Annotated in this window: 19 protein-coding genes and 2 pseudogenes; 9 read left to right on the top strand and 12 right to left on the bottom strand. The window is 68.0% G+C overall.

Going from position 1 to position 23,870, the window contains the following annotated elements; genetic code table 11:
• Window positions 1–61 precede the first annotated feature (61 nt).
• Window positions 62–481, top strand: a complete 420-nt coding sequence (locus tag OG858_RS05715) for a MarR family winged helix-turn-helix transcriptional regulator (RefSeq protein ID WP_328545087.1) — start codon at window positions 62–64, stop codon at window positions 479–481.
• A 617-nt stretch (window positions 482–1,098) separates the two neighbouring features.
• On the opposite strand, the gene OG858_RS05710 is transcribed toward OG858_RS05715, so the two are convergent.
• Entirely contained in the window at window positions 1,099–2,748 is a 1,650-nt protein-coding gene (locus OG858_RS05710; RefSeq protein WP_328545088.1) for a PucR family transcriptional regulator, read from the bottom strand.
• Between the two features lie 230 nt (window positions 2,749–2,978).
• Here OG858_RS05710 and OG858_RS05705 point away from each other — a divergent pair, with 230 nt between their 5' ends.
• From OG858_RS05705 to OG858_RS05695, 3 genes are all read left to right on the top strand, one after another.
• Window positions 2,979–3,437, top strand: a complete 459-nt coding sequence (locus OG858_RS05705) for a RidA family protein (RefSeq protein ID WP_086748394.1) — start codon at window positions 2,979–2,981, stop codon at window positions 3,435–3,437.
• A gap of 112 nt (window positions 3,438–3,549) precedes the next feature.
• On the top strand, window positions 3,550–4,968 hold the full coding sequence (locus OG858_RS05700) for an amino acid permease (RefSeq protein ID WP_086748393.1): 1,419 nt from the start codon (window positions 3,550–3,552) through the stop codon (window positions 4,966–4,968).
• Between the two features lie 59 nt (window positions 4,969–5,027).
• On the top strand, window positions 5,028–6,194 hold the full coding sequence (locus OG858_RS05695) for an alanine racemase (protein ID WP_218779620.1): 1,167 nt from the start codon (window positions 5,028–5,030) through the stop codon (window positions 6,192–6,194).
• A gap of 346 nt (window positions 6,195–6,540) precedes the next feature.
• Here OG858_RS05695 and OG858_RS05690 read toward each other — a convergent pair.
• Window positions 6,541–6,804: pseudogene (locus OG858_RS05690) on the bottom strand (amino acid permease); the annotation flags it as partial.
• 400 nt (window positions 6,805–7,204) lie between these two features.
• On the opposite strand from OG858_RS05690, the gene OG858_RS05685 reads away from it, so the two are divergent.
• Together OG858_RS05685 and OG858_RS05680 are read left to right on the top strand one after the other, a co-directional pair.
• Window positions 7,205–7,537 (top strand): hypothetical protein, encoded by a 333-nt coding sequence (locus tag OG858_RS05685; RefSeq protein WP_328545089.1) that lies wholly within the window; start codon window positions 7,205–7,207, stop codon window positions 7,535–7,537.
• A 668-nt stretch (window positions 7,538–8,205) separates the two neighbouring features.
• A complete protein-coding gene (locus OG858_RS05680) occupies window positions 8,206–9,255 on the top strand; it encodes a ParA family protein (protein ID WP_328545090.1) in 1,050 nt (349 codons plus the stop codon).
• 965 nt (window positions 9,256–10,220) lie between these two features.
• Here OG858_RS05680 and OG858_RS05675 read toward each other — a convergent pair.
• The 9 genes and pseudogenes from OG858_RS05675 to OG858_RS05635 form a co-directional block, all read right to left on the bottom strand.
• A pseudogene (locus tag OG858_RS05675) lies at window positions 10,221–10,688 on the bottom strand (transposase family protein); the annotation flags it as partial.
• 375 nt (window positions 10,689–11,063) lie between these two features.
• Entirely contained in the window at window positions 11,064–11,879 is an 816-nt protein-coding gene (locus OG858_RS05670; RefSeq protein ID WP_328545091.1) for an HpcH/HpaI aldolase/citrate lyase family protein, read from the bottom strand.
• The gene (locus OG858_RS05665) at window positions 11,876–12,745 is read right to left on the bottom strand and encodes a hypothetical protein (RefSeq protein WP_328545092.1); all 870 of its coding nucleotides are present in this window, start codon (window positions 12,743–12,745) and stop codon (window positions 11,876–11,878) included. The genes OG858_RS05670 and OG858_RS05665 overlap by 4 nt, the downstream gene beginning before the upstream one ends.
• Before the next feature lie 42 nt (window positions 12,746–12,787).
• On the bottom strand, window positions 12,788–14,152 hold the full coding sequence (locus tag OG858_RS05660) for an MFS transporter (protein ID WP_086749659.1): 1,365 nt from the start codon (window positions 14,150–14,152) through the stop codon (window positions 12,788–12,790).
• Window positions 14,153–14,201: 49 nt separating this feature from the next.
• On the bottom strand, window positions 14,202–15,668 hold the full coding sequence (locus OG858_RS05655) for an aldehyde dehydrogenase (protein ID WP_319315464.1): 1,467 nt from the start codon (window positions 15,666–15,668) through the stop codon (window positions 14,202–14,204).
• 15 nt (window positions 15,669–15,683) lie between these two features.
• Window positions 15,684–16,277: a thiamine pyrophosphate-dependent enzyme gene (locus tag OG858_RS05650; protein WP_327723403.1), complete on the bottom strand. Its 594-nt coding sequence runs from the start codon at window positions 16,275–16,277 to the stop codon at window positions 15,684–15,686.
• Window positions 16,277–16,813, bottom strand: coding sequence for a thiamine pyrophosphate-binding protein (locus tag OG858_RS05645; RefSeq protein ID WP_059081763.1), 537 nt, complete (start codon window positions 16,811–16,813; stop codon window positions 16,277–16,279). The genes OG858_RS05650 and OG858_RS05645 overlap by 1 nt, the downstream gene beginning before the upstream one ends.
• 143 nt (window positions 16,814–16,956) lie before the next feature.
• Window positions 16,957–17,769, bottom strand: coding sequence for an alpha/beta fold hydrolase (locus OG858_RS05640; RefSeq protein ID WP_327723402.1), 813 nt, complete (start codon window positions 17,767–17,769; stop codon window positions 16,957–16,959).
• Between the two features lie 37 nt (window positions 17,770–17,806).
• Window positions 17,807–18,757 carry a LysR family transcriptional regulator gene (locus OG858_RS05635; RefSeq protein WP_319315471.1) on the bottom strand — a complete coding sequence of 317 codons (951 nt, stop codon included), beginning with the start codon at window positions 18,755–18,757 and terminating at the stop codon, window positions 17,807–17,809.
• Between the two features lie 130 nt (window positions 18,758–18,887).
• Between OG858_RS05635 and OG858_RS05630 the strand changes: the two genes are divergently transcribed.
• From OG858_RS05630 to OG858_RS05620, 3 genes are all read left to right on the top strand, one after another.
• Window positions 18,888–20,087, top strand: coding sequence for a CaiB/BaiF CoA transferase family protein (locus tag OG858_RS05630; protein ID WP_086750252.1), 1,200 nt, complete (start codon window positions 18,888–18,890; stop codon window positions 20,085–20,087).
• 43 nt (window positions 20,088–20,130) lie between these two features.
• Window positions 20,131–21,300, top strand: coding sequence for an acyl-CoA dehydrogenase family protein (locus OG858_RS05625; protein WP_086750251.1), 1,170 nt, complete (start codon window positions 20,131–20,133; stop codon window positions 21,298–21,300).
• A gap of 146 nt (window positions 21,301–21,446) precedes the next feature.
• Window positions 21,447–21,791, top strand: a complete 345-nt coding sequence (locus OG858_RS05620) for a transposase (RefSeq protein ID WP_328545093.1) — start codon at window positions 21,447–21,449, stop codon at window positions 21,789–21,791.
• A 272-nt stretch (window positions 21,792–22,063) separates the two neighbouring features.
• On the opposite strand, the gene OG858_RS05615 is transcribed toward OG858_RS05620, so the two are convergent.
• Window positions 22,064–23,464, bottom strand: a complete 1,401-nt coding sequence (locus OG858_RS05615; protein WP_319065082.1) for an aromatic amino acid lyase — start codon at window positions 23,462–23,464, stop codon at window positions 22,064–22,066.
• Window positions 23,465–23,870 lie beyond the last annotated feature (406 nt).

Raw genomic sequence — 23,870 nt, 5'->3', positions numbered from 1 at the left:
AGCATGATTCCTCACTAATGTGCCATGGGGAGAGGCTCAAAGTAGCTGCATCTTCAGCTTCATGAGTGAGAAGCTGAACGACAAGGCAGTCGTCCTGTACGGCGACATCCTGCGGCTGACGGATGCGATCGGCGGACGGGCCGAGCGCATCATCAGTGAGGCCGCCGGACTGGGCGGTTCCGAGTTCGGGGTGCTCCTGCGTCTGGCCCGCCACCGGGAGAACCGGACCACCAGCGCCCGCCTGGCCGAGGATTTGTCGTTCACCTCGGGCGGGCTGACCCGTCTGATCGCCCGCATGGAGGAGGCCGGGCTGCTCACCCGCCACCCCCACCCCGACGACCGCCGGGCCGCGCTCCTGGAAGCCACTCAGCAGGGTCGCGAACGGATGGAACGCGCCCTCGCCGTGCACGTCCCGCAGGTCACCGCCGACCTAGTGGAGCCGCTCACCCCGGTCGAGCGGCTGATCCTCGCGAGCTCGTGACCAAGCTGCTGGCCCACTCCGCGCGCGGCACGGTGCAGGGCCACGCACGACCGTGACCCGTCCTCGCGCCACCCTCCAGCCTCTCCCGACCTGAAGCGCATCCGGAAACAAGCGGAGTACCTCTGCGAAGATCCTCTTGGACGACATAGCCCTGGCGAGTGCACCGGTACCTTCCGGCTCGGCGGCGACGAACTGCTGACCGTGGAGGACGGCAGCAGCTTCATCAGTGCCGAGGACTGCGCCGTGGCGCTGGTCGACGAGGTGGAGAAGAGCGCACCGACCCGGCGCCGTATCACCGTCGCGTACTGATTCGCCGCCGGAGACCCGTCTGGGTGGCCGACCGTCACGAGTGGAATCCGCGGGCGGCCGGAGTGCTCAGTATGTACGTCCATCTCGCGCGTGTGACCGGAGCGTCATCGAAGGTGAGGGCGACGTACCTCGCCCTCACAGCCGGTGCCGTCGCCCCCGTCGGCCGTGTGCGTCAGTGGCCAGATATCCACATTCGCCCGGCTGATTGAGGCAACGTACAGGCCGGAGGCCTGGTGCACGGTGACGTCCCGGTGAGAGCCGACCCTCCTCGGCTCCACCGGTACGGCGATCGCGCCCGCGCCGGTGGGTCAGCTGTCTTCCGCGGACGGTCGTTGCCGAGTGAGCCGGAACTCGAGCATCGCCGCAAAGCGCTCGTCGGGATCATCCAGGTTCAGTTGCGCGATTTCTGCCGCCCGACGAAGGCGGTATCTGAATGTGTTGGGATGTACATCCATGGCCGCAGACGCGTTCAGGGTGTTGCCGAGGTGGTCGAGCCATAGAGCCACGGTTTCCGTCATCGTGGTTCCATTTTCTCGATCGTGGTGACGCAGCCGGGCGATGGGGCCGTCCAGCAGTCCGCCCTCGTTGCGCAGTTGGTCACCGATCTCCAGCAAGAGTGCGTCGACTTGGACGTCGGCGACCGTGGCGACTCGGCCGGCCGGTTCCTGGCGCAGGACACGTAGGGTTCTGTCCGCGTCGTGCCGCGAGCGGGCGAGGTCGGCCGGATCGGACGACGAGACTTCGCGGCCGATGCCGATCTCCACTCCTCCAGGTCTGCCCCGTGCACGGTCGAGGAAATCGTTCGAAACTCGCTGGGCCATGGCCGTGACGTCTTCTTTTCCTTTCCGGATCGGCGTCGGCACGATCGCATAACACACGTCGCCGACCAATGCGGCGACCGCGCCGGGGACCGCGACCGACAGGTGAAACGCGAAGGAGTCGGTGATCCGTTCCAAGGTCTGCCGTCGCGTCTGCCCGGCGGCCGCCGTGTCGGTCGAGTTCCCATGCGGAAGGGACAGTCCGAGCACCGCCACGGTCCGGTGCGCAAGCCCAAGACGCTCGATCGCGCCCGACGCCGGGGCGTCTGCCGACAATGCGGTTGCGACGAGGTCCGCGCGAATCTGCCGGTCGATGTCCGTACCGATACGGTGCCGCAGCAGCTGCAGCGCAACAACTTTCGCGGCATCGACGAGTACTTGCTCCTTCTCGTCGCTCAAGGGCCCGGCGACAGCCGCCCAGATCGAACCGAGTACTTGGTCACCTGCGCGTACAGCAATCGCCACGCGCGGAAGACCTGGCACTCCTTCGATCCGCGGGGTGTCGATGAAGATCGGTTTCTCGCCGGCGTAGAGCCTTTTGAAGACGCCCGCTCGTTCCTGCGCTAGGCGCGCGTGCTGAGGGACGCCCCGTCCGAGAATCGTCTCGATCCGTGTTTGATCAGCCTCGTTCTGGCGATCGGAGAACGCCAGAATCTGTGAGTCGCGATCTTCGATGGTGATCGGCGCGTCGAGTAGTGATCCGATCGCGTTGGCCAGGGCGAACGAGTCTTCCGCGGGCATTCCGGCCAGCAGTTCCTCACCGCTCCCACTGCTGGAGAGCAGCGAGCGGAGCAGAACGACCAACTGTGCCCACGTTGCTCCGCCGGCGAGGCCGAGCAGGACCACACCGCTGCGTTCGATGCGAGCACGCAGCTCCGGCTCGAGATCCAGCGGCGCACGTACCACGAGGGCGGGCGCCTGACGTGTGACCGCACGATCGAGCAACGTCGGCAGATCTCGGACGTCGGCGGCGGTGCACAGAAGCATGGCCCCGGGGCGAACCGGCGCCTGTTCCCGCGGATCGTCGACGACGACGTCCGTGATCAACGCACTTCCGTCGACGCTCCCCGCAAGAACCTCCAGCAGGGTGCCGACGAGCCTGCTCACGACGTTGTCGAGCCTGGCTCCAGGGCTGGTCATGATCGGCACCCTCCGCTTGCTTCCCGCTGCCCCAACGGTACGTCGTTCATGAATCCACACCACTCATCGGCCGTGATTGGTGCAGCCGCACGATGCACGTCGTGGTGACGCACAGCACGCTGATGCACGTAGACAGCCCCACCCCGAAAGAAGGCAGTGTTCACATGCTCGCGACACCATCCACCAACGGTGCATCCGACCACGCGCGGAGCACTGCGTCCGCGTCGTCGATGTCGTCATGGGTGGACAACCTCGCCGCGCTCGGGTTGCAACTGCCGTCGACGGTCACGCCGATCGGTGTCTATGTTCCGGCGGTACGGGCCGGTGACCTGGTCTACACCTCTGGCCAGTTGCCGTCGGTGCGGGGATCGATCGAACGACCGGGAAAGGTCGGCCGCGACGTTTCGGTGGCGGACGCGTCGAGGGCAGCGGAAATATGCGCTCTGAACGCACTTGCCGCGATAGATGCCCTCGTCGGCCTCGACGCCGTCGTACGGGTCGTGAAGGTGACCGGGTTCGTCGCTTCCGCCGCCGAGTTCACCGGCCAGCCCGACGTCGTCAACGGCGCATCGAATCTGCTCGCGAGCGTTTTCGGCGATGCCGGTACACACGCGCGCTCGGCTGTCGGCGTCGCCGAACTGCCACTCGACGCCCCCGTCGAAGTCGAACTCATCGTCGAGGTTGCCTGACCCCCATACCCAGCCGGACCCGACCTAGCGACGCCCGGCGCGGTCCGCCATGGCTGCCCCCGTCGACCCATAACGCCTCAATCCGAATACCGATCATGAAAGAGGACACATCATGACAGTCGTCAGCTCCCCCGGTGGGGCGAACGAGGACGGCCTCGCGCAAGGACTCAACAAGCGGCACATCCGCATGATCGCGATCGGCGGTGCCATCGGAGTCGGGCTCTTCCTCGGATCCGGGAAAGGCATCTCCTACGCCGGGCCCGCCCTGATCGGCGTCTACGCAGTCACCGGTGTGTTCATCTTCATCATCATGCGTGCCCTCGGCGAGCTGCTGATGTACCGGCCCGTCTCGGGGAGCTTCGCCGAGTATGCCCGCGAGTTCCTGGGCCCCGCATATGGCTTCGTCACCGGCTGGGGTTACTGGATCACGTGGACCATCATCGGGATGGCCGAGCTCACCGCGGCGGGGGTCTTCGTCAAGTTCTGGTTCCCGTCGATGCCGCAATACCTCACGGCACTGATCGCCCTGCTCGCACTCGTCGGATTGAACCTGGCCAAGGTCGGATTCTTCGGAGAGGCAGAATTCTGGTTCGCATCGATCAAGGTCGTCACCATCCTCGCCCTGATCGGCGGCGGCATCTTCGCCCTGGCCTTCGGCGTCGGCGAAGCCGGCCGGACAGGCGGGATCGAGAACCTCTGGAATCACGGAGGCATCGCCCCGCACGGGCTGCTCGCGGTCCTTCTGGCCTTCCAGATCGTGGTCTTCTCCTACCAGGGCGTAGAACTCATCGGCATGACCGCGGCCGAAACCAAGGACCGGGAGACCGTGATACCGAAGGCGATCAACTCCGTACCCTGGCGTATCGGGATCTTCTACGTCGGCACCCTGATCGTGCTGATGTCACTGTTCCCCTGGGACCAGTTCAGCGCGGACGAGAGCCCCTTCGTCAAGAGCTTCTCCCAGATCGGTCTTCCCGCGGCCGCCGGCGTCATGAACTTCGTTGTCCTCGCCTCCGCCCTGTCGGCGTGCAGCGCCGGGCTGTACAGCAACGGACGCCTGCTCAAGAAGCTCGCCGCGGACGGGCTCGCGCCCAAGGTGTTCAAGAAGACCAGCCGTGGTCACGTGCCTGCGGCCGCCATCATCGCCTCCGGCACTCTGATGCTCGTCGGCGTCGCGGTCAACGCGATCGTCCCGGAGAAGGCGTTCTCGTACATCTCGTCGGTCGCCACCCTGGGAGGAATCTGGAGCTGGGGGGTCATCGTCGTCTGCCACCTCGTCTACCGGCGTCGCGTCGAACGCGGTGAGGCACCCGCGAGTACGTTCCGGCTCCCTTACGCCAAGGCCCTGTGCTGGGCCACTCTCGCCTTCCTCGCAGCCCTGACGGTTCTCCTCGCGTTCGACGAGGGCCAGCGCATCGCCTTGTACGCCCTGCCGGTCTGGGCAGCGGTTCTCATCGGCGGCTACCGGATGTCGTCGCGAAACGCCGCCCGCGAGGAGCCCATGCCGGCCCGGGCACCGAGCGCGCTGTGAGCCGTGAGTCCGTCCACTGGCGCTGACGCCCTGCCGAGCAGCCACCCGAAGGAACAGCCGTGATTCCCGCCGCATACCCCCAACTGCGTCTCGACGCCGCCGCCCTCGATCACAACATCCGCGTCATGGCCGACTGGTGCAAGACCCATGACGTCGCGCTCGCCCCCCATGTCAAGACGACGATGTCCGCTCCCATCATCGAACGACAGATCGCGGCCGGCGCCGTCGGCGTCACCGTGGCCACCGTCGACCAGGTCGCGACCGTGCTCGGCTGGGGACACGACACCGTCCTCGTCGCGAATCAGATCGTCGACCCGTTCGGACTGGCACGACTTCGGACCTGGCTCACCGGCGAGACGGAACGGAGCATCCGGTGCTTCGTCGACTCCGCGGCCGGGATCGCCGCGGCGAAGCAGGTGTTCGGCGCGCACGGTCCCGCTCTTGAAGTGCTTCTGGACGTTGGCACCCCGGGTGGCCGCACCGGTATCCGTGACCCGAGGCAGGCCCGCCGCACAGCGGAGCTCGTCCGAGCGACTCCCGGACTTCGGCTCGTGGGAGTCGCCGGGTACGAGGGCGTCGCCCCGAACACAAGGACCGACGAAACGCTTGCGGCCGTGGACGAACACTGCCGCCGGGTCCGCGACGTCTACCTCGATGTCGCCGGACTCTTCGAGACCGACCGCCCAGTGTACTCGATGGGTGGATCGGCCTTTCCTGACCGTGTCGTCGACTTCCTCCCGATGAACGACGACGTTCCGGGCACCATCCGGTTGCTCAGGTCCGGTTGCTACGTCACGCACGATCACGGTGTCTACGCCCGGGTGAGCCCGATTCCCGGCCTCGTCCCAGCGCTGGCCGTGCGCGCGGTCGTCGTGTCCGCCGCCGAGGACGGCACCGCCGTGGTCGGAGCCGGGAAGCGCGACCTTCCCTACGACACCCAGACGCCGATCCTTCTGTCCGCCAGCACGGCCGCCGGACAGGCGAAGGCGGATGTCCACGGACGCGTCAGTGCGCTGTACGACCACCACACGGTGCTCTCCGACGCACGGAATCTCGAGGTGACGGATGTCGTCGAGTTCGGGATCTCGCACCCGTGCTCGGCATTTGACCGGTGGCCCGAGTACCTCGTCACCAACAACCACGGCGAGGTGATCGACGCCTGGCGCACCGACTTCCGCCGATCGTCGATCGACACAACGCTCAACGAGTCGGCGAGCAGGGCGTGACTACCTTGCCCACAGCGACGTCCCCATCAGCGGATCAGGGACGGGGATCGGCGAGGGGAAACAAATACCTGGTGCTCTACGGCAGTCCAGACTCATTTGTCTTGGGGCCTTCAGCACCATCTCAACGAAGGCCGACTACACCTCGTAGGCGATGACCTGGATCACTACGCGCCTGCTCTGCTTTCCGATCGGAGGCTCCGCGTCCCACTATGACGCACCTGTCATCTGGTTCGTCGACCACGGCGGGGTGCCATCAACTGGCTCATGCGAAACGTCGATCAGCGCGAAGGTCGCGGCACGGATGATTCAAGACCGTGAGCAGGAGATGGATGCCGCCACCTATCTGGACGGTGGTGCCGGTCCAGGTCGCCGGGATGACCTCCTCGGCGGTGTACGCCGCCTTCTCGCCGTAGAACTCACGGGCGTACGAGACGAACCTACCCAGATGACGGACGGTGCAGAATCATTTCGCCCATCGCCCGAAGCATGAGGAAAGCGAAGAACCCGCAGACGGCGTAGATGAGGATGAGGGACGGGCCCGCCTGGTTCAGGCGTCCGCCCCGGCCCTCATGAAGAGACCCGTTCCGATGGCGCCACCGATCGCGATCATCTGGATCTGACGATTCTTCAGGGATTTTTGATATCCCGACCTCTCCGCGGCCGATCCCCCTTCCGGTGGAGAGCTCGATGACCCCGGAAGAGACGGAATGTAGTCAGGTGGAGTTGGCGACGGATTGCGCATGGAATTCCTCCGGGCAGGGAAGAGTTCCGGCGCGCCTCAGCTATATACTGCTTGGCTTGCGTCTCGTTCTGGACTCCTCGCTCAAATCACGTTCCCTGGATGCTGGAATTCCTGAGAGGCGAGAGGCTGGGGCTCCGGCATGGAGTGGGCACCCTTAAAGGGCAAGCCATTTATATGGAGAAGGTCTGATCTCGTCTCACAATGAGCCTTTCCCAGTAATGGATCACGACGCTGCGTCAGCGGTCGCGGTGTGGCGGGGGCGGGGGCAGTGATCGCCAACTTCGGCGGCAGGCCGTGGGCCGTCGCCTCCTACGACATGCACACCGGCAACGTCGGCGGCAGAGCGATGGGGTGGGGTGTCCTGAGCACCAACTCCAGCACATGGGGCGCCGGTGCCATCGGATCGGTCTGGATGGATGTCACCAACGACGGCAAGAATTCGTGTATCCAGTGCGGCCCGTTCACCACGACCGCGAGGGGCGCCAGGATCACGACCCCGGCCTACCCGACCAGCAGCTCGGCGAGTCGGGCCTTCCGTGTCTGCGCGCAGGTGACCAGCGCCTCCCCCGTCAGCGGCATCACCTGCACCCCTTGGTGGTAGTCCCCGACTCTGGGCACCTGAGGTAGCTCCGGTCCGGCCGTCGACCCCGCCGACGATCACCTGTACCCGATCGCGTTCCTCGAGCTCGGTCACCATCGGTGGGATGACACCATCGAGGCCGCCGCCGCATACATGGCCCGGGTCCACGGATGGCGGAACCTGCACCTGTACCCGGGCGACGACCCCTCGGTGCTCATTCCGCGCATTCCGCGAGCCGTTCTGACGTGGGGCGTGTTCTTACGGCACCCCCACCCAGACCACGGCTGTGGCTGCGAGTGGGACGACACCTGGCGAATGGTCTGAGCACCCGACACCGAACCCGGCGCCGTCCCGATCACCGCCATGCGACACCCAGCCGCATCGGCAACCGCCGCCGACATCCCCAACCCCGACGCGGGCAGCCCCGCCACCCGGGCAGCCTGACGCGGCTGAGCACGCGAAGACGAGGGCCCTGGCCTCCATCACTTTGGAGGCCAGGGCCCTTTTTGCGTTTCCAGTGGAAACGCGCGACACCCGGGCCAACACCGAAGCGTCAACGCGGCGTTGTCGATCCACCCCGCCATCCAGGAGCAAGCCACCTCCCGCCGCATCCAGCGCAAAATCTGGGCGGGGAAGGGTCCGTAAACGCTAGTCTCGCCCCCCGTGCCCACCGCAGTCCTGGAGATCTCATGGCAGGCGGGCTCCCGCGGCCCAAGCGTGAAAGCACCAAGTCCAAGCCCGAAGTGGCTCCCGAAGAGGTCCTGTACACCGACACGGACCGCAGCGGGGACACCCTGGAGCTGGAGCTGTTGTCTATGTGGTGGCTCCACACCGTCGACTCCTCCTTCCGCCCCCCGGGCCGGAACTGGCCCCTCATCTGGGCGTACATCATCGAAGGCGGCGGGTCCACCAAGACCACCAGCGCCACGTCCATGGCCGTCATTGCCGCCCTGGACGGCTTCCCAGGCGTCGTCTTCGACCTCGACAGCAACATGTCGGCGACCACCGTCCTCGGCTACGACGAGACCGCCCTCAAGGGCAAGAAGACCGCGATCGACCTGCTCTACGGCAGGGCCACCCTGGACGAGGTCGCGCTGCCCGCCCGCTATCGCGTCGGCGACGGCGACGACCCCGAAGAGGACTTCGAGCCCATCGAGAACCTGCGCGTCGTGCCCGGCAGCCCCACCATGGCCGGCGCGGACCTCGCCATCGCAGAGGACGCGGACCGCAACGACTGGTTCGCCGAGATCCTGCGCTCCTACGAAGGCATCGACTCGGTCTTCTACGTGGACTTCCCGGCGAGCTACGGCAAGATGGCCTACTCCGTGCTGCGCATGCTGGACGAGTTGGACTCCGTCATTCCGTCGATCAAGGCCGACCCCAAGGCCGTCAAGCTGGTCAAGCGGCTCACGGACGAACTGGAGCGAGTCCGCGACAAGGAGCGCGGCAGCCGGTCCGTCCCCGGCCGGCCGACACTCAAGCACTTGATCCTCACCGGCACGTCGCCGCTGACCTGGAAGGACCAGGTGGCGGCCCGCCGCGCCACGGCTGCGGCAGAGGCGATGTACAGCTCCGTGCTGCTGCCCTACATCCGGTACTCGGCAGACGCCGAGAAGATCTACGAGGACGAAGTTCCCCTGCCGATCCTTCTGCCCGACTCGGTGGTCTCCGTGGACTATCGGAAGGTGATGGGGCGCCTCGACTTCGACGGCCTGTCCGGCGACTGTGAGTGCTGGTGATCGTGTCCGGCTATTCCCGGATGATCGCCGCGCGGATGCTGCCGTCGAGGCAGGCCGCCGATCTCGTGAGCGGGCACTGGGACCTGCTGTCCGGCTGGAATGCGGTGCCCCGTGCGCTGGTCTGGGACAACGAGCCGGCCATCGGACGCCGCCAGGAGGGGCGGGCCGTGCTCGGTCATGAGTTCGCGGCGCTGGCCGGGCTGCCGGCCTGCAAGGTGATCCTGTGCCGGCCCCGCGACCCGTTGGCCAAACATCTGTCATCACACTGCACATCATCGGGTCGTTGCACAGTGGTCGGGATCGAGGACGGATTTCCGTGGTCGGCCGATGATCGGCCGGACCAGGTCGGGGCCGGGCAGGGGGTAGAGGTACTCGCCCTTGTCGTTGGCCAGGACGCCGGTGATGATGCCGTCCCGGCGCCAGTGCTTGACGGTTTGGAAGTGGACATCGAGGTGTCGGGCGAGTTCGCAGACGGTCAGCAGTCCGGAGTCGAGCAGTCGTTGGCGGTGGATGCGTAGGCGGTAGGCGTTTCGCAGGTGGACGACGATGCCGGGTGTGAACGGGCTGCCGGTGCCGCTGGTCAGGTTTCGCTCGTTGAGGAGCTCGGCGGTCTGGGCGTCAGTGTGTGCTCTTCCAGCAGCTCGTCCAGGACGGCCACGACGGCGGGGGCGGTCTGCCGCAGTTCCCAGCAGTTCAGCGGGCGGGGCAGCGTGAGCTGGTGGCCTTGGCCGCCGCGCAGGACGACGCCGACGGATGTGGTCGGTCTTGGTGAGGGTGACGTCGGTGAGCAGGAGTCGGACCATGCGCTTGCGTTCACGCATAGGGGTGGCCGGGTCGTTCCACAGGCGGGGGAAGTCGGCGGCCAGCGCAGTGATCTTCTCGCGGGTTCCTGGCGGCAGCGGGCTGGCGGCGGTGTTTTTTCGCGCGCTCGTACTCGTCGGTGGCCTCGGCCAGCTCACGCAGAGCGAGACCCAGATCGGACAGCCATCCGGGGTAGCGATGACCTGCATGTTTCCTCCGTGGTGCTTGTGTTTTCCGGACCACCACAGGTCCGCGCCGTTGGGACCGGGGGCGGCAACGCGGTCGGTGCGGATGACGGTGCCGTCCAGGTTCAGATGCGTCAGCCCGGCCGCTTTCGCGCGTTCCAGTGCGGTCGCGAGGTCCGGGGCTCCGGAGGCCAGCACGGTCAGCCCCTCGTGGAGGTACCGGTAGGCGGTGGAGGTCGACAGACCGTTGTCGCGGGCGAGTTGGGACAGACGGGTACCGTCGAGGAACCAGCGCAGGATGACTACCGACTGCTTGAAGCAGCTCAGCACACGCCGCCCCCTGCGGGTCTTGACCACGGTTCGGTGGTCGCGCAGTAGCCGGGCCAGGTGCTCGGCGGTGGACCGCTTCACGTCGAGCGTGGCGGTATATGTGACACTGATCGGCACGTGAGACCCCTTGTTCAGAACTTTCCTTCGCAAGATCGTTCCTACCAGGGGCCTTACGCCTGCCCGGACTTGGGGAGCTCACGGGCCGCGGCACCAGCATCGTGATCACGCCGAGCGACGGGCGCTTACTGGGAAAGACTCAATGCGAGGCGGCGTAACTCGCCGATCCTCAGGACGGGCTTCTCAAAGATGGCGCCTGGAACCCGTCCTTGGGCCACGCCCGTCGCGAGGGGCAATGTGCGGTCCCGGCCACCTGGCCATAGTCAGCCTCACGAGCGAGGCGGCGCAAGCACACGTGAACCACACCGACTCCGCCGCCGCGGCCCGGCACGTGCGTCGAACTTCGTCGCACCCGCGCTCGGAGCGCCAGCCCTGTCAGGTTGCGCGGTGCGGTCCGTGGACCAGTGCCAGGACGCGTCGTGCGCGTTCCAGCACAGGCTTGTCGACCATCTGCCCGTCGACCGTGGTGACCGCCTCCCCGGCGCCGAGGACCGCGCGGGCCCACCGCACTTCCTCGGCCGAGGGGGCGAACCCTTCGGTCACGGGATGGAGTTGGTGCGGATGGACGCAGAGTTTGCCTGTGAAGCCCAGCCGTCGGGCGTGTTCGATGTCGGCGCCGAGCCTGTCCAGGTCCCGTACGGCGGTGGTGACGCCGTCGACGGGTGGGGCGATGTTCGCCGCGGCCGAGGCGACGACCAGTCTGGAGCGGGCGTGGGCCAGGGCCGTGTGATCGTCCTGGGCGACGCCGAGCTGGGTGGCCAGGTCGACGTTGCCGAAGGCGGCACGGGCGACGCCCGGTGTGGCGCACACCTCGCGCGCCCGTTCCACGCCGAGTGCGGTCTCGACGAGTGGGACGAGGTCGCATCGGCCGGCCGTCCGGGCAGCCAGTTCTGCCAGTACGGCGGAGTCCTCCGCTTTGGGCACCATGACCGGGCAGCCGTGGTCGGCGGCCACGCGCAGGTCGGCCTCGGACCACCGGGTCCCGGGCGCGTTGATCCGTACGATCGCGCGGTTGCCGAGGGCGAGCCAGGCCGCGGCGTTGTCGCGGGCGCGGTCCTTGTCCTCGGCGGCGACCGCGTCCTCGAGGTCGATGATCACCACGTCGGCGCCGGAGGCGGCGGCCTTGTCGAAGCGGTCGGGCCGGTCTCCCGGCACGAAGAGGAGGCTGCGGGCGGACAGGACCGGGATCATGCGAAGGTCACCTCCGCCTCGGCGTGCCGTTCCTCCCGGTGGGTGGCGATGCGCAGTTCGGCACGGTCGCCGCGGGGCGTGCCGCAGGCCAGGAGGCGTTCACCGGCGAACACGGGCCGACGCAGCCGGTACGACAGGGAGCGCACCTGTCGGTCGGGGGCGTGACGGCGGGCGAGTTCCAGCATCAGCAGGGCCAGCAGGGGGCCGTGGACGACGAGTCCGGGGTAGCCCTCTTCACCCCGGCAGTACGGGGCGTCGTAGTGGATGCGGTGGGCGTTCGCGGTCAGGGCGCTGAAGCGGAAGAGCAGGGCAGGGTCGGGGTGCAGGGGAAGCTGCCACGGCTCGTCCCCGTGAGGGCGGGGCAACTCGTCGACGCCGGAAGGGTGTTGTCCGGCGCTGCGTCCGGAGCGGTAGACGATGTCCTGCTCCTCCACGAGGCAGGTCCGCCCGTGCTGGCGGAACTCGCGGCGCTCGGTGACGAACAGCATCTCCCCGGTGCGCCCCCGCTTGGCGGTCACGGAGGCGAGGGAGCTGTGACGTTCGGCGGGTACGCCGAGGCGGAGCGGCTCGGTGATCTCGCAGCGGCCGCCCGCCCACATGCGCTGCCGGTGGGGAAGGGGCGGCAGGAAGTGGCCGTTCGAGGGGTGGCCGTCGGCGCCGAGTTCCCGCCCGGCGGGCCAGTTGAGGAAGTAGAGCCACTGCCACAGCGGAGGGAGCGGCTCGTCGGCCTTCGGGCCGGGGCCGGGGAGGTTCAGGACCGCCGACAGGGCCGCCGCCGTGCCGGGGCCCAGCAGGTCCTCCTCCTCGACCGGCCCCGGAGTCCACGACTCCACGTAGGTGCTGAGCGGGGGTGGGGTGGGCTGCATCGTCCTTCTGTCCTTGAGGTCTGGCGTGCGGCTGGGCTGTGGTCAGGCGAGCGGTGCCGTCTTCGGCCGGGGACGGGAGGCGGGGGTCTCGGCGGTTTCCAGAAGCGAGGTGCGGGACGGCTCGGGTACGAGGAGGGTGGCCAGGAAGGTCAGCGCGATGCACCCGGTGACGTACCAGAAGAAGACCGTCTCGTGGCCGCTGTTCTTGAGGCCCAGGGCGATGGGTTCGGTCATCCCGCCGAAGGTGGCGGCGACCAGGGCGTGCGGGAGGCCGACTCCCAGGGCCCGGACCTTGGTGGGGAACATCTCCGCCTTGATGATGGCGGCCAGGGCCGAGTAGCAGCTGACGAAGGTGAGGGCGATCGTCATCAGCAGGAAGGCGATCCACGGACTACCGGTGTGGCCGAGGACGGTCATGATCGGGACGGTGAGCAGCATGCCGCCGACGCAGAAGACGAGCATCACCGGGCGTCTACCCACGCGGTCGGACAGATGGCCGGCCACAGGCTGGAGCAGCATGAACACGAACAGGGCGGCGAAGCCGATGACGGAGACCGTCGACTTGGGGATGCCCGCCGTGTTCACCAGGTACTTCTGCAGGTAGGTGGTGTAGGTGTAGAAGGCGACGGTGCCGCCGATGGCCAGCCCGAACACGGCGATCAGCTGGCGCGGGTACTCGGCGAACAGAGCCCGCAACCCCTTGCGCTCCTTGGCGTCCGGCTCCTGCGCGGCGGCTTTCGCCTGTTCCTCCTGGAAGTGCTGCGACTCCTCCATGGTGCGGCGCAGGTACATCACGACCAGTCCGGAGACGGCGCCGATCACGAAGGGGATGCGCCAGCCCCAGCTCTGCAACTGGCCCTCGGTCAGCAGGTTCTGCAGCACGATCATCACGAGCAGCGCGGCCAGCTGGCCGAGCACGATGGACACGTACTGGAAGCTGGAGTAGAAGCCCCGTCGGCCGGGCGGGGCGATCTCGGCGAGGTAGGAGGCGCTGGAGCCGAACTCGCCGCCGACGGAAAGTCCTTGGGCGAGCCTCGCCAGCACCAGGAGGGCCGGTGCCCAGAGGCCGATGGCGTCGTGGGAGGGGGTGAACGCGATGGTCAGCGAGCCGATGCTCATGAGTGTGACCGACAGGGTCAGTGCCTGGCGGCGGCCGTGCCGGTCGGCGTATGCGCCGAGCAGCCAGCCGCCGAGCGGACGTATCAGAAAGCCGACGGCGAAGACGACCGCTGTGGACAGGAGCTGGGCCGTCTGGTTGCCCTTGGGGAAGAACACGGACGCGAAGTAGATGCTGAACGTGGCGTAGATGAACCAGTCGTACCACTCGACGAGGTTGCCCAGACAGCCACGTACGACGTTGGCGGTGACCCGGGTCGGTGCGGGGACAGGGGTGCTGGACTGCGACATGGGAAGCTCCGTTGCTCGTGCCGCCGGGGAGATGTCTTTGTGGGGCCTTTCAGCGCAGGACGAACGGATTGCCGCTGGCCGCGCCGGTGTTGATCCAGACGCTCTTGTCCTCCAGGTACGCCGTGACGGCGCCGATGCCGTTCTCGCGGCCGATGCCGGAGTCCTTGAAGCCGCCGAAGGGCGTCAGGTAGCTGACCGCGCGGTAGGTGTTGACCCAGACGGTGCCGGAGCGGATGCGGTCGGTCATGCGGAAGGCGCGGCCGATGTCGCTGGTCCAGACGCCGGCGCCGAGGCCGTAGCGGCTGTCGTTGGCGAGGGTGACGGCCTCGTCCTCGTCGTGGAAGGGGATCACGGCGAGGACGGGACCGAAGACCTCCTCCTGGGCGATGCGCATGCTGTTGTGTACGCCGGTGAAGACGGTCGGCTCGACGAACCGGCCTCCGTCGTCCGCGGCCTTGCCGCCGAGGGCGAGCCGGGCGCCTTCGCGCTGAGCGATGTCGATGTAGTCGAGGACCTTGGCGTACTGGGCCGCAGTGGTGATGGGTCCGACCTGGGTTGCCTCGTCCATCGGGTCACCCATCCGGGCGGTGCGCGCGAGGTCGACCAGGCGGCCCACGACCTCGTCGTGCACGCTCTGCTGCACCAGGAGCCGGGAGCCGGCGATGCAGGTCTGCCCGGTGGCGGCGAAGATGCCGGAGACGGCGCCGTTCACAGCGGCGTCCAGGTCGGCGTCGGCGAAGACGATGTTGGGCGACTTGCCGCCGAGTTCGAGGCTGACGCGCTTGAAGCCGCGTGCGGCGGCCTCGTTGATGCGGCGGCCGGTGGTGTCCGAGCCGGTGAACGTGATCTTGCGGACGAGGGGGTGCTCGACGAGGGCGGCGCCGACGTCCTCGCCGAAGCCGGTGACGACGTTGACCACGCCGGGCGGCAGTCCCGCCTCGTGGAGGAGCCGGACCAGTTCGAGGGTGGAGGCCGAGGCGAACTCCGACGGTTTGACCACCACCGTGCAGCCGGCGGCCAGGGCCGGGGCGATCTTCCAGGCAAGCAGCAACAGCGGGGAGTTCCACGGGGTGATGACCGCGACGACCCCGACGGGCTCCTTCTTCGTGTAGGCGAAGTAGCCCTTCTTGTCCAACGGGGGGACGGTGCCCTCGATCTTGTCGGCGAGCCCGCCGTAGTAGTGGAACCACTGCGGCACGTAGGTAAGTTGGCCGTACATCTCCGTGAACAGCTTGCCGTTGTCGCGGACTTCGGTCTCCGCGAGGCGGCGGGCGTTCGCGGCGATGGTGTCGCCGAGCCGCCGGAGCAGCGAGCCGCGGGCGCCGGCGGTGAGTTCGGACCAGGGGCCGCTGTGCAGGGCGCGGTGGGCAGCTCGGACGGCGTCGTCGACGTCTTCCGCGGTGCCCTTGGCGATCTCGGCCCATGGGGTGCCCAGGTAGGGGTTGTCGGTGGGGAACCATTCACCCGCGCCGGGCTTCCGGTTCTCCCCGTCGATGAACATCTCGTAGCGCTGCATGGAGAGTCCTGTCAGCTAGAAGGTGCTCAGACCGAGTGCGGCGCGGAAGGAGTTCTTGTTGGCGACGCCGTCGCGGGGCGGCAGGGCGCGCGGCGGCTCGTCGGTGGTGATCAGCACCTGCGCGTACGTCGTCGCCGCGCGCGCCTTGATCCGCAGGGCGAGGTCCTCCGTCCGGTCGGCGTCGGTGATCCGCACGACATCGCGGATGCCGAAGCCCTGGGCGACAGCCATGAGGTCGGTGCCGAGCCCGGTGTGACTGGGCTGCATACCGGTCTCGCCGAAGTGGGCGTTGTCCAGCACCACGACCGTCAGGTTGGGCGGGAGTACGGCCCCGATGGTGGCCAGGGCGCCGATGCCCATGAGGTGTTCGCCGTCGCCGGTTATGGCGACGACCGGGCGGTCCGGCCGGGCCAGGGCGAGGCCGAGGGCGAGCGGGGCGGCAGCGCCCATCGCGCCCCAGAGGTAGAACGTGCCGGGGCGGTCGCCGGCGGCGAACACGTCGTAGCTGGGCGAGCCGAGGCCGGTGACGATCAGGGCGTCCTCGGGGAGGCGGCCGATCAGGTCGGCGACGAAGCGGCGCCGGTCGAGGCGGGGGGGAGCGGCGGTCATCAGTTGCGCTCCCACTTCTTGCGGCCGATCAGTTTCTGTCCGAGGAGCACGGCGACGCGCTCACCGGCCTCGAACACCGAGTCCAGGGCGGCCTCGACGGTCTCCGCGACGTCCTCGGGGTCGTCGGCCCGCAGGACGGTGATGCCCATGAGTTCGAGTGCCTGCTGGGTGGTGCGGCCCATGGGGCTCTGCCACGGGTTGAACTCGGCGTACTCGCCGCGCATCGTCACCAGCGTGAGGAAGGGGAACCGGGCCATCTGCGGCAGGGAGAACATGTTGACGCAGTTGCCGACGCCGCTGCTCTGCATCAGCAGCACCGCCCGCTGACCGCCCAGCCACGCCCCGCTGACCACGGCGACCCCCTCCTCCTCGGTGGTCAGTACCACGTCGTGGATGGCGGGATCGCGTCGGGCCTCACGGATGGTGTGGGAGTGACCGGAGTCCGGGACGTAGGCGATCTGCTGGACTCCGTGCTTCTTCAGCGCGGTGAACACGTCCTCCTGCCAGGAGGGTGCCGGGGCATGTGTCTGGCTCATCCGTAGCGACTCCGCTGATCGGTCGGCTCAAGGTGCCACACATCATGGATGCTGATGGATGAGGTTGGACAATAGAAATGCGTGATATCCGCATGCCTTGCTCGCATAGCTGGAGCCGCGGGCCTCGATGGCCCGTGGTTCGGCTACGACCGTTCGCCTTCGCCGAGGAACGCCTCGACGAGCGGACCGGCCTCCGTGCGGCATTCCTCGAAGTAGGCGTGGCGGGCGCCAGGGAACAGATGCGTCCGGGCGTCGGGTATGCGGGCGGCGAGCAGGGGGAGGTTGTCCGGCGGAGTGAGCCGGTCCTGGTCGCCGTGCAGGATCAAGGTGGGCGCGGCGATGAGGGAAAGGGCCTCCCAGGCGTCGTGCCCGTTGCTGGCGATCAGATGGCCGTGGCGGGCGTGCGGGGGCATGCCGGAATCGCCGAGGGTGGTGTACGGGCCGGGGTGGGTGGCGCGCCAGGCGGGGGAGTACATCAGGTCGGTCAGCGCCTGCCGGGCGGCCTCCGGGTCCGGCTGGGCCAGGGCCCGTCGTACGGACCTGTCGCGCTCGACGGCGTGCGGGCCGCCTGGCGAGGTGCAGCCCAGGACGAGCCGCCGCACGCGGTCCGGGTGGCGGGCGGCCACCCACTGGGCCACGCGGCCACCCATGGAGGTGCCGTAGACGTCGGCCCGCTCGACGCCCGCGTGATCGAGGACGGCGATGACATCCTCGGCGAACTGCTGCGTGGAGTAGGGCCCTCGTGGCTTGTCGCTGTCACCGGTGCCGCGCTGGTCGAGGGTGATGGTGGAGTGCGTGGCGTGGAAGTCCCCGCGTACGGCGTCCCACCAGTGGTGATTGTTCGCCTGCCCGGCCAGGAGGACGAGCGGATATCCGCAGCCCTGGCGCTGGTAGGACAGCGCGATGCCGTCCTGGGCGCGGGCGATGGCGGTCGACCGGGGGCCGGTGTCGTTCATGGAGGTTCCTTCGACGGTGTTCTCGGGGTGCAGCGCGTCACTCGTCCTCGGCGACGTCAGTGCCCTGGATCCGGGCGGACGGCCATCTGCCCTGGGCCACCGCCGAGTTGATCCTGCGGACCAGCTCACGCGCGACGACCTCCACGGCGGGCGGGGTGCGCCCGGACCGCGCAGTGCCGAGGACGATCGACCGCCACACGTCGGGCTCGCACAGCGGCGCGGCGCTCAGGATGCCCTGTGCGACGTCCTCGGCGATGCCCACGCCGGGCAGCACCGTCCAGCCGTGCCCCGCACGGACGAGCTGCTTCTGCACCCGCATGGAGTTGGTCTGCACGACGACGTCCAGGGCGGAGTCGGCGCGCACCGCCGCCGCGTCGATCAGCCGGCGCAGCGCATGCCCCGAGGCGGGCATGACGAGCCGATGCCCCGCCGCCTCCGCGAACGGCACCGGACGGTCGGCACGCAGGCCGGCCGAGGGCGGAGCGACCGCCCACAGACGCTCGCGCACCAGTGGGTGGGCGTTGAGCGAGGGCGTGCTGTCCAGGTTGTAGAGCAGGGTCAGATCCAGGTCGCCGTCGTCGAGCCACTGCTGGAGGTGGACCGAGTAGGCGGTCATCAGTCGAAGCTCGACGCCGGGATGGCTGCGGGCGACAGCGGTCACCAGCGGCTCGGAAAGCAGGTCGCTGGTGCTCTCCAGCAGGCCGACGGTGACGATGCCGGACACCTCGCCCGGGGCCGGTTGCACCTCGGCGCGGGCCCGCTCCAGCTCGTTCAGGGCCCGCCGGGCACGGTCGACCATGATCGAGCCCGCCTCGGTGGGGCGCATGCCCGTCCCGGTCCGCTCGAAGAGGTCGACGCCGAGTTCCTGTTCCAGGGTGCGGATCTGCCGGGTCACCGCGGGCTGCACCAGATGCAGCAGCGCCGCGGCACGCGTGACGCTGCCCACCTCGGCGACCGTGACGATCGCCTTGAGCTGCTTGACGTCCAAGAGGGGCCTTCCTTCCGCAGCCATCCGGTGTGTGCATGGGGGTATCACGCAATGCTATTTCACTGGCACCACCATAAGCATTCATGATGGTAGCCCCGGTTCGGGACCCGCATCCCCCTGGAGGTCACCCATGACCGAGCCCGCCGAAGCGCTGCCGCTGGCCGGCCTCACCGTCGTCAGCCTCGAACAGGCGGTCGCCGCCCCCTTCGCCACCCGCCAGCTGGCCGACCTCGGCGCCCGGGTCATCAAGGTGGAGCGGCCGGGCGGAGGCGACTTCGCCCGCCGCTACGACACCACCGTGCACGGCGAGTCCAGCTACTTCGTGTGGCTCAACCGGTCCAAGGAGTCCGTCACGCTCGACCTGAAGTCGGACGCGGGAAGAGCCGTCCTGGAGCAACTCCTCGCAGACGCGGACGTGTTCGTGCAGAACCTCGCCCCCGGCGCAGCCGCACGCATGGGCCTGGGCGCTGATGCGCTCGCCGAACGCTTTCCCTCTCTCATCCCGTGTTCCATCTCGGGCTACGGTTCCAGCGGCCCGTGGGCCGACCGCAAGGCCTACGACCTGCTGGTGCAGTGCCAGACCGGCCTGGTCTCGCTCACCGGCAACGAGCACGGCCCGGCCCGTGTCGGCGTCTCGATCGCCGACATCGCCGCAGGCATGTACGCCTACTCCGGCATCCTTACCGCGCTGCTCACGCGCGCCACCACCGGCATCGCCCGTGCCGTGGAGGTCTCGCTGTTCGAGGCACTGGCCGAGTGGCTGAACCAGCCCGCCTACTACACCCGTTTCGGCGGCACCCAGCCCCCGCGCCTCGGCACCCAGCACGCCACCATCGCCCCGTACGGCACCTACACCACCGCCGACGGCAAGGCGGTGCTGTTCTCCGTCCAGAACGAGCGCGAATGGGCTGCACTGTGTGACCGGTTCCTCGGTCTGCCAGGGCTCGCCGCCGATCCACGTTTCGCCGGCGGCTCCTCCCGGGTCGCCCACCGCGAGGAGCTGAACGCGATCGTGGCCGAGCGGTTCGGTGAGCTGGACGGCGACGAGGTGATGAAGCTGCTGGACGCGGCGGGCATCGCCAACGCCGGGGTGAACGACGTGACGGAGTTCCTGGAGCACCCGGTCCTCAGCGGCCGGGACCGCTGGCGGGACGTACGGATTCCCGGCGGAGCCACGGTGCCGGCGTTGCTGCCGCCGACGGACCTGGCGGGCCTCGCGCCGCGTATGGATCCCGTCCCCGCGGCAGGCGAACACACCGAGACGGTCCTGGCCGAGCTGGGGTACGACACGGCCGACATCGACAGCCTGAGGGCCGAACGCGTCATCTGAACCGCCCTTCGCCACCCGCCAGTTCAGCAAGGAGCCCCGCCCAATGAGCACCCTCGACATCCTGTCCGAGGACGAGCAGTTCATCGTCCGAACGGTGCGCGACTTCGTCGACAAGGAGGTGAAACCGGTCGTCCGGGAACTGGAGCACGCGAACACCTACCCCGAGGCTCTGATCGAGCAGATGAAGCGGCTCGGCGTCTTCGGCCTCGCCGTCCCCGAGGAGTACGGCGGCACCCCCGTCTCCACCCCGTGCTATGTCCTGATCACCGAGGAACTGGCGCGCGGCTGGATGAGCCTGGCCGGCGCGATGGGCGGCCACACCGTGGTCGCCAAGCTGCTGCAGCACTTCGGGACCGAGGAGCAGAAGCGCCGGTACCTGCCGAAGATGGCCACCGGCGAGATTCGCGCGACCATGGCCCTCACCGAACCGGGCGGCGGCTCCGACCTGCAGGCCATGTGCACGGTCGCCCACAAGGACGGCGCTCGCGGATACCTGGTCGACGGGGCGAAGACCTGGATCACCAACTCCCGCCGGTCCGGCCTGATCGCCCTGCTGTGCAAGACCGACCCGGACGCCACGCCGGTTCACCACGGCATCTCGATCCTGCTCGTGGAGCACGGTCCGGGGCTGACCGTCTCCCGTGACCTGCCCAAGCTCGGCTACAAGGGGGTGGAGAGCTGCGAGCTGTCCTTCGAGGACTACCGGGCCCCGGCCGACGCCGTACTCGGCGGTGCGGAGGGCAAGGGCTTCGCGCAGATGATGAAGGGTTTGGAGACCGGCCGCCTCCAGGTCGCCGCCCGCGCGCTCGGCGTCGGCCGGGCGGCGTTCGAGGACGCTCTCTCCTACGCCCAGGAGCGGGAGTCGTTCGGCAAGCCGATCTGGAGACACCAGTCGATCGGCAACTACCTCGCGGACATGGCCACTTCGTTGACGGCGGCCCGCCAGCTCACCCTGTACGCGGCCCGGGAGGCGGACGCCGGACGTCGGGTGGACATGGAGGCCGGGATGGCGAAGCTGTTCGCCTCCGAGACCGCCATGCAGATCACCCTCAACGCCGTGCGCATCCATGGCGGTTACGGCTACTCCACGGAGTTCGACGTCGAACGCTACTTCCGTGACGCTCCGTTGATGATCGTCGGCGAGGGCACCAACGAGATTCAGCGGAACGTCATCGCGAGCCAGCTCGTCAAACGCGGTGGTCTGGACGCATGAGGATCGTTGCCACTGTGAACTACCTTTGGTCACGTTCCGCTGGCGTGGTGTATCGACGGCCACTCGGTGATGGGGCCTCCCCCTGAGTGGTGGTGGACACGCTGATACTGGATCTGCTTGATCCGGAGGAAGCGAGAAGACCGCCGATGGCGATGAAGGACTATTCGGACGAGTTCAAGGCCGATGCCGTGGCCCTGTACGAGTCCACACCCGGGGCGACCTACAAGAGCATCGCCGCCGACCTGGGCGTCAACCGGGCGACCCTGCGGGAGTGGGTGCTGAGGGACCGTGAACACCGTGGCGTCACCGCCGCAGCTGCGAAGCCGGGCGGCCCGCCTCGGAAGGCGGTGCCGTCGGCTGATCCGGACGAGCGGGTCCGGCAGCTGGAGGTGAGGGTGGCAGAACTCGAGGCGAGTGAGCGCAAGCTCGCCACCGAGCGGGACATCCTCCGCAAGGCGGCCAAGTATTTCGCCGGAGAGACGAACTGGTGATCAGGAGGGGAGATCGCGCTTTTCCTGGGAGTCGTACAGCTCTACTGCGTGAGTAGAGTCCGCGTTGTGTACCCGGAGTCGGTGGTCCGGCCTGCGACTCATCCTCCGAGCAGCAACCGTGGACTGGTCAAGGCCGTCCTCGTCCTTCACCACGCATGAGCGTGAGGTTGGAAAAGCTCACATTCCGGCGCGCCGACGATCCACCACAAGGACAGCCGGAGCACCAGTCAGGCGGAGAGTCGGACCTCCGGGCCATGCCCATGGCCCCATCCTTACTGCCAGGCGTCCTGATCCAGGACCTTGATAACGTCGCTCGTCCGACCAGCGAAATCGACGGGCGCGGTCCCGACCGGGAAAGCGGTGAGCACCTCTGCGCAGAAGCCGGAGAGATTCGGCGGTACGTCGAGACCCTTGCTGGCGATAGTGTGCGCCGCGACGATGCTCAGGACAGAAAGGTTGACGTCGAGGGCCTCACCTGCGGTCGTAGCCTTCTTCCAGGCCAGCAGGTCGGGCGTACCCGTGTCGGTCTGTCCGCCGCAGCCGAGTCCGATCAGCGATGCACTGCCGGCTGCGGCCCGTGCCTCCTCCGCCCAGCCGGCCGAAGTCATGTACAGCAGGCTGACCTGAGCCTCAGGCTCCGTTGCGGCCAGTCCCGCCGGGTCCTCGACCAGGCGGTTCACCTGCGATGCCACCAGCTGGCTGGCGTCCGCCCAGGCGCGAGCGAGGGAGTCCAGCGTCGCGGCGATCATCGGATTGTGGTAGCCGCCGTTGGAGAGGACGGCGCCGTCCGGCGGAAAGACATCCGGTCCGACGAAGACAGGGTTGTTCGAGGATGCCTGCAACGCGATGCGGACGCACTCCTCGGCGGCTGCCTGGGCGCGACGCACCCATCCGGCCACCCTTGGCCCGCTCCGGAACGACACAGGTGCCTGGTAGGACGTGTAACGGGAACTCCGATCACGCTCGATGAGACGGTGAACGGAAAGAAGAGCGGCCTCTTGATGTTCGTCCTTCCACAGCGCACCGAGCTCCGGGGCGAAGTGGTCGGCGGGGGCCTCCGCTGCGACTGCTGCAAGTGCCAGGGACCGCTCGACGACGGTGACGCGGCGGCGCCCGGCCAGGGCCGCGTCGGTCAGGGCCGCAGCAGCGACAGGGGAGCCGTTGATGAGCGCCATTCCTTCGCCGAGCTGCAGGGTGCCATCGAAACGAGCACGGAACAAGTGACCCAGGGCGATGATGTCGCCGGGCTCCCCGTGCCCGCGCGTCGGTACCGTCGGCATCTTGGAGTCGAGCATCCGCACCAGGCGCACAGCGGTTTCAGGGCGCAGGCACGCCGTTCCGTTCAGGACGTCAGACAGACGCGTCAGCACAATGGTGCGGACAAGTCGTTCAGGAAGAGGTTCCCCGACCGTCGCCGGTGTCGAAGGAAGCCGCAGCGAGAACTCCGCGCGGGCGTCGGATTCAAGGAGCGTTTTGGCCCCGAGGTGGTGCTTGGTGGTAATGCCGTACAGTCGGCGGTCCTGGTTGGCAGCGACGAAGTTCTCGAATTCTGCACGGCGCAGGCGGAGCGCGTCGAGCGCTTGCTCTCCGAGTTCACACGGTTCGCCGTTCCAGGCGACACGGGCGACTAGATCAAGATCAAGATCGCTGACGGTGCTGATGACGTTGATCATGCGACCGCGACTCCTCTTTCGATGGGCGATGGTAGGACGGCTCGGAAGCGCTGACGGTGAACGCGGGGCCCATCACCGGAAACGGGCTGGGCTCACTGCCGCCGGCCTGAGCAAGGGGGAGGTTCGCCGTTTCGGGCACCCAGGCGAAGGGGTGCACAAGCCCAACGAAGGCGAGGCGGCGGTGCACAGTGTGACACCGTAAGTACCGAATCGGTCGATACCCACCGGCAGGAGCAGTGTTCCTGCCGCCGTTCCTGTACGGCTCACCGAGACGCAGATGCCTGTCGCGTTGGCGCGAACCTCTGTTGGGAAAATTCATTTGGTCAGACGGTGTCGCGGGCCGTCACAGAATGGCCGTTGGTGCCATACGACGCAGTCTTGAGATGAAACCTTGACCATTTCGCAT

This window comes from Streptomyces europaeiscabiei (assembly GCF_036346855.1).
Classification (GTDB): domain Bacteria; phylum Actinomycetota; class Actinomycetes; order Streptomycetales; family Streptomycetaceae; genus Streptomyces; species Streptomyces europaeiscabiei.
The sequence above is the reverse complement of the archived record's forward strand: the minus strand, read 5'-3'. Positions and strand labels throughout refer to the sequence as shown.

Excerpts from the sequence above, each read along its gene's own strand:
- OG858_RS05655 (WP_319315464.1), bottom strand. The coding sequence starts at position 15,668 with ATGCAGCGCTACGAGATGTTCATCGACGGGGAGAACCGGAAGCCCGGC.
- OG858_RS05680 (WP_328545090.1), top strand. The coding sequence starts at position 8,206 with ATGGCAGGCGGGCTCCCGCGGCCCAAGCGTGAAAGCACCAAGTCCAAG.
- OG858_RS05710 (WP_328545088.1), bottom strand. The coding sequence starts at position 2,748 with ATGACCAGCCCTGGAGCCAGGCTCGACAACGTCGTGAGCAGGCTCGTC.
- OG858_RS05705 (WP_086748394.1), top strand. The coding sequence starts at position 2,979 with ATGTCGTCATGGGTGGACAACCTCGCCGCGCTCGGGTTGCAACTGCCG.
- OG858_RS05715 (WP_328545087.1), top strand. The coding sequence starts at position 62 with ATGAGTGAGAAGCTGAACGACAAGGCAGTCGTCCTGTACGGCGACATC.
- OG858_RS05650 (WP_327723403.1), bottom strand. The coding sequence starts at position 16,277 with ATGACCGCCGCTCCCCCCCGCCTCGACCGGCGCCGCTTCGTCGCCGAC.
- OG858_RS05625 (WP_086750251.1), top strand. The coding sequence starts at position 20,131 with ATGAGCACCCTCGACATCCTGTCCGAGGACGAGCAGTTCATCGTCCGA.
- OG858_RS05665 (WP_328545092.1), bottom strand. The coding sequence starts at position 12,745 with ATGCAGCCCACCCCACCCCCGCTCAGCACCTACGTGGAGTCGTGGACT.
- OG858_RS05640 (WP_327723402.1), bottom strand. The coding sequence starts at position 17,769 with ATGAACGACACCGGCCCCCGGTCGACCGCCATCGCCCGCGCCCAGGAC.
- OG858_RS05620 (WP_328545093.1), top strand. The coding sequence starts at position 21,447 with ATGGCGATGAAGGACTATTCGGACGAGTTCAAGGCCGATGCCGTGGCC.
- OG858_RS05645 (WP_059081763.1), bottom strand. The coding sequence starts at position 16,813 with ATGAGCCAGACACATGCCCCGGCACCCTCCTGGCAGGAGGACGTGTTC.
- OG858_RS05660 (WP_086749659.1), bottom strand. The coding sequence starts at position 14,152 with ATGTCGCAGTCCAGCACCCCTGTCCCCGCACCGACCCGGGTCACCGCC.
- OG858_RS05615 (WP_319065082.1), bottom strand. The coding sequence starts at position 23,464 with ATGATCAACGTCATCAGCACCGTCAGCGATCTTGATCTTGATCTAGTC.
- OG858_RS05700 (WP_086748393.1), top strand. The coding sequence starts at position 3,550 with ATGACAGTCGTCAGCTCCCCCGGTGGGGCGAACGAGGACGGCCTCGCG.
- OG858_RS05670 (WP_328545091.1), bottom strand. The coding sequence starts at position 11,879 with ATGATCCCGGTCCTGTCCGCCCGCAGCCTCCTCTTCGTGCCGGGAGAC.
- OG858_RS05630 (WP_086750252.1), top strand. The coding sequence starts at position 18,888 with ATGACCGAGCCCGCCGAAGCGCTGCCGCTGGCCGGCCTCACCGTCGTC.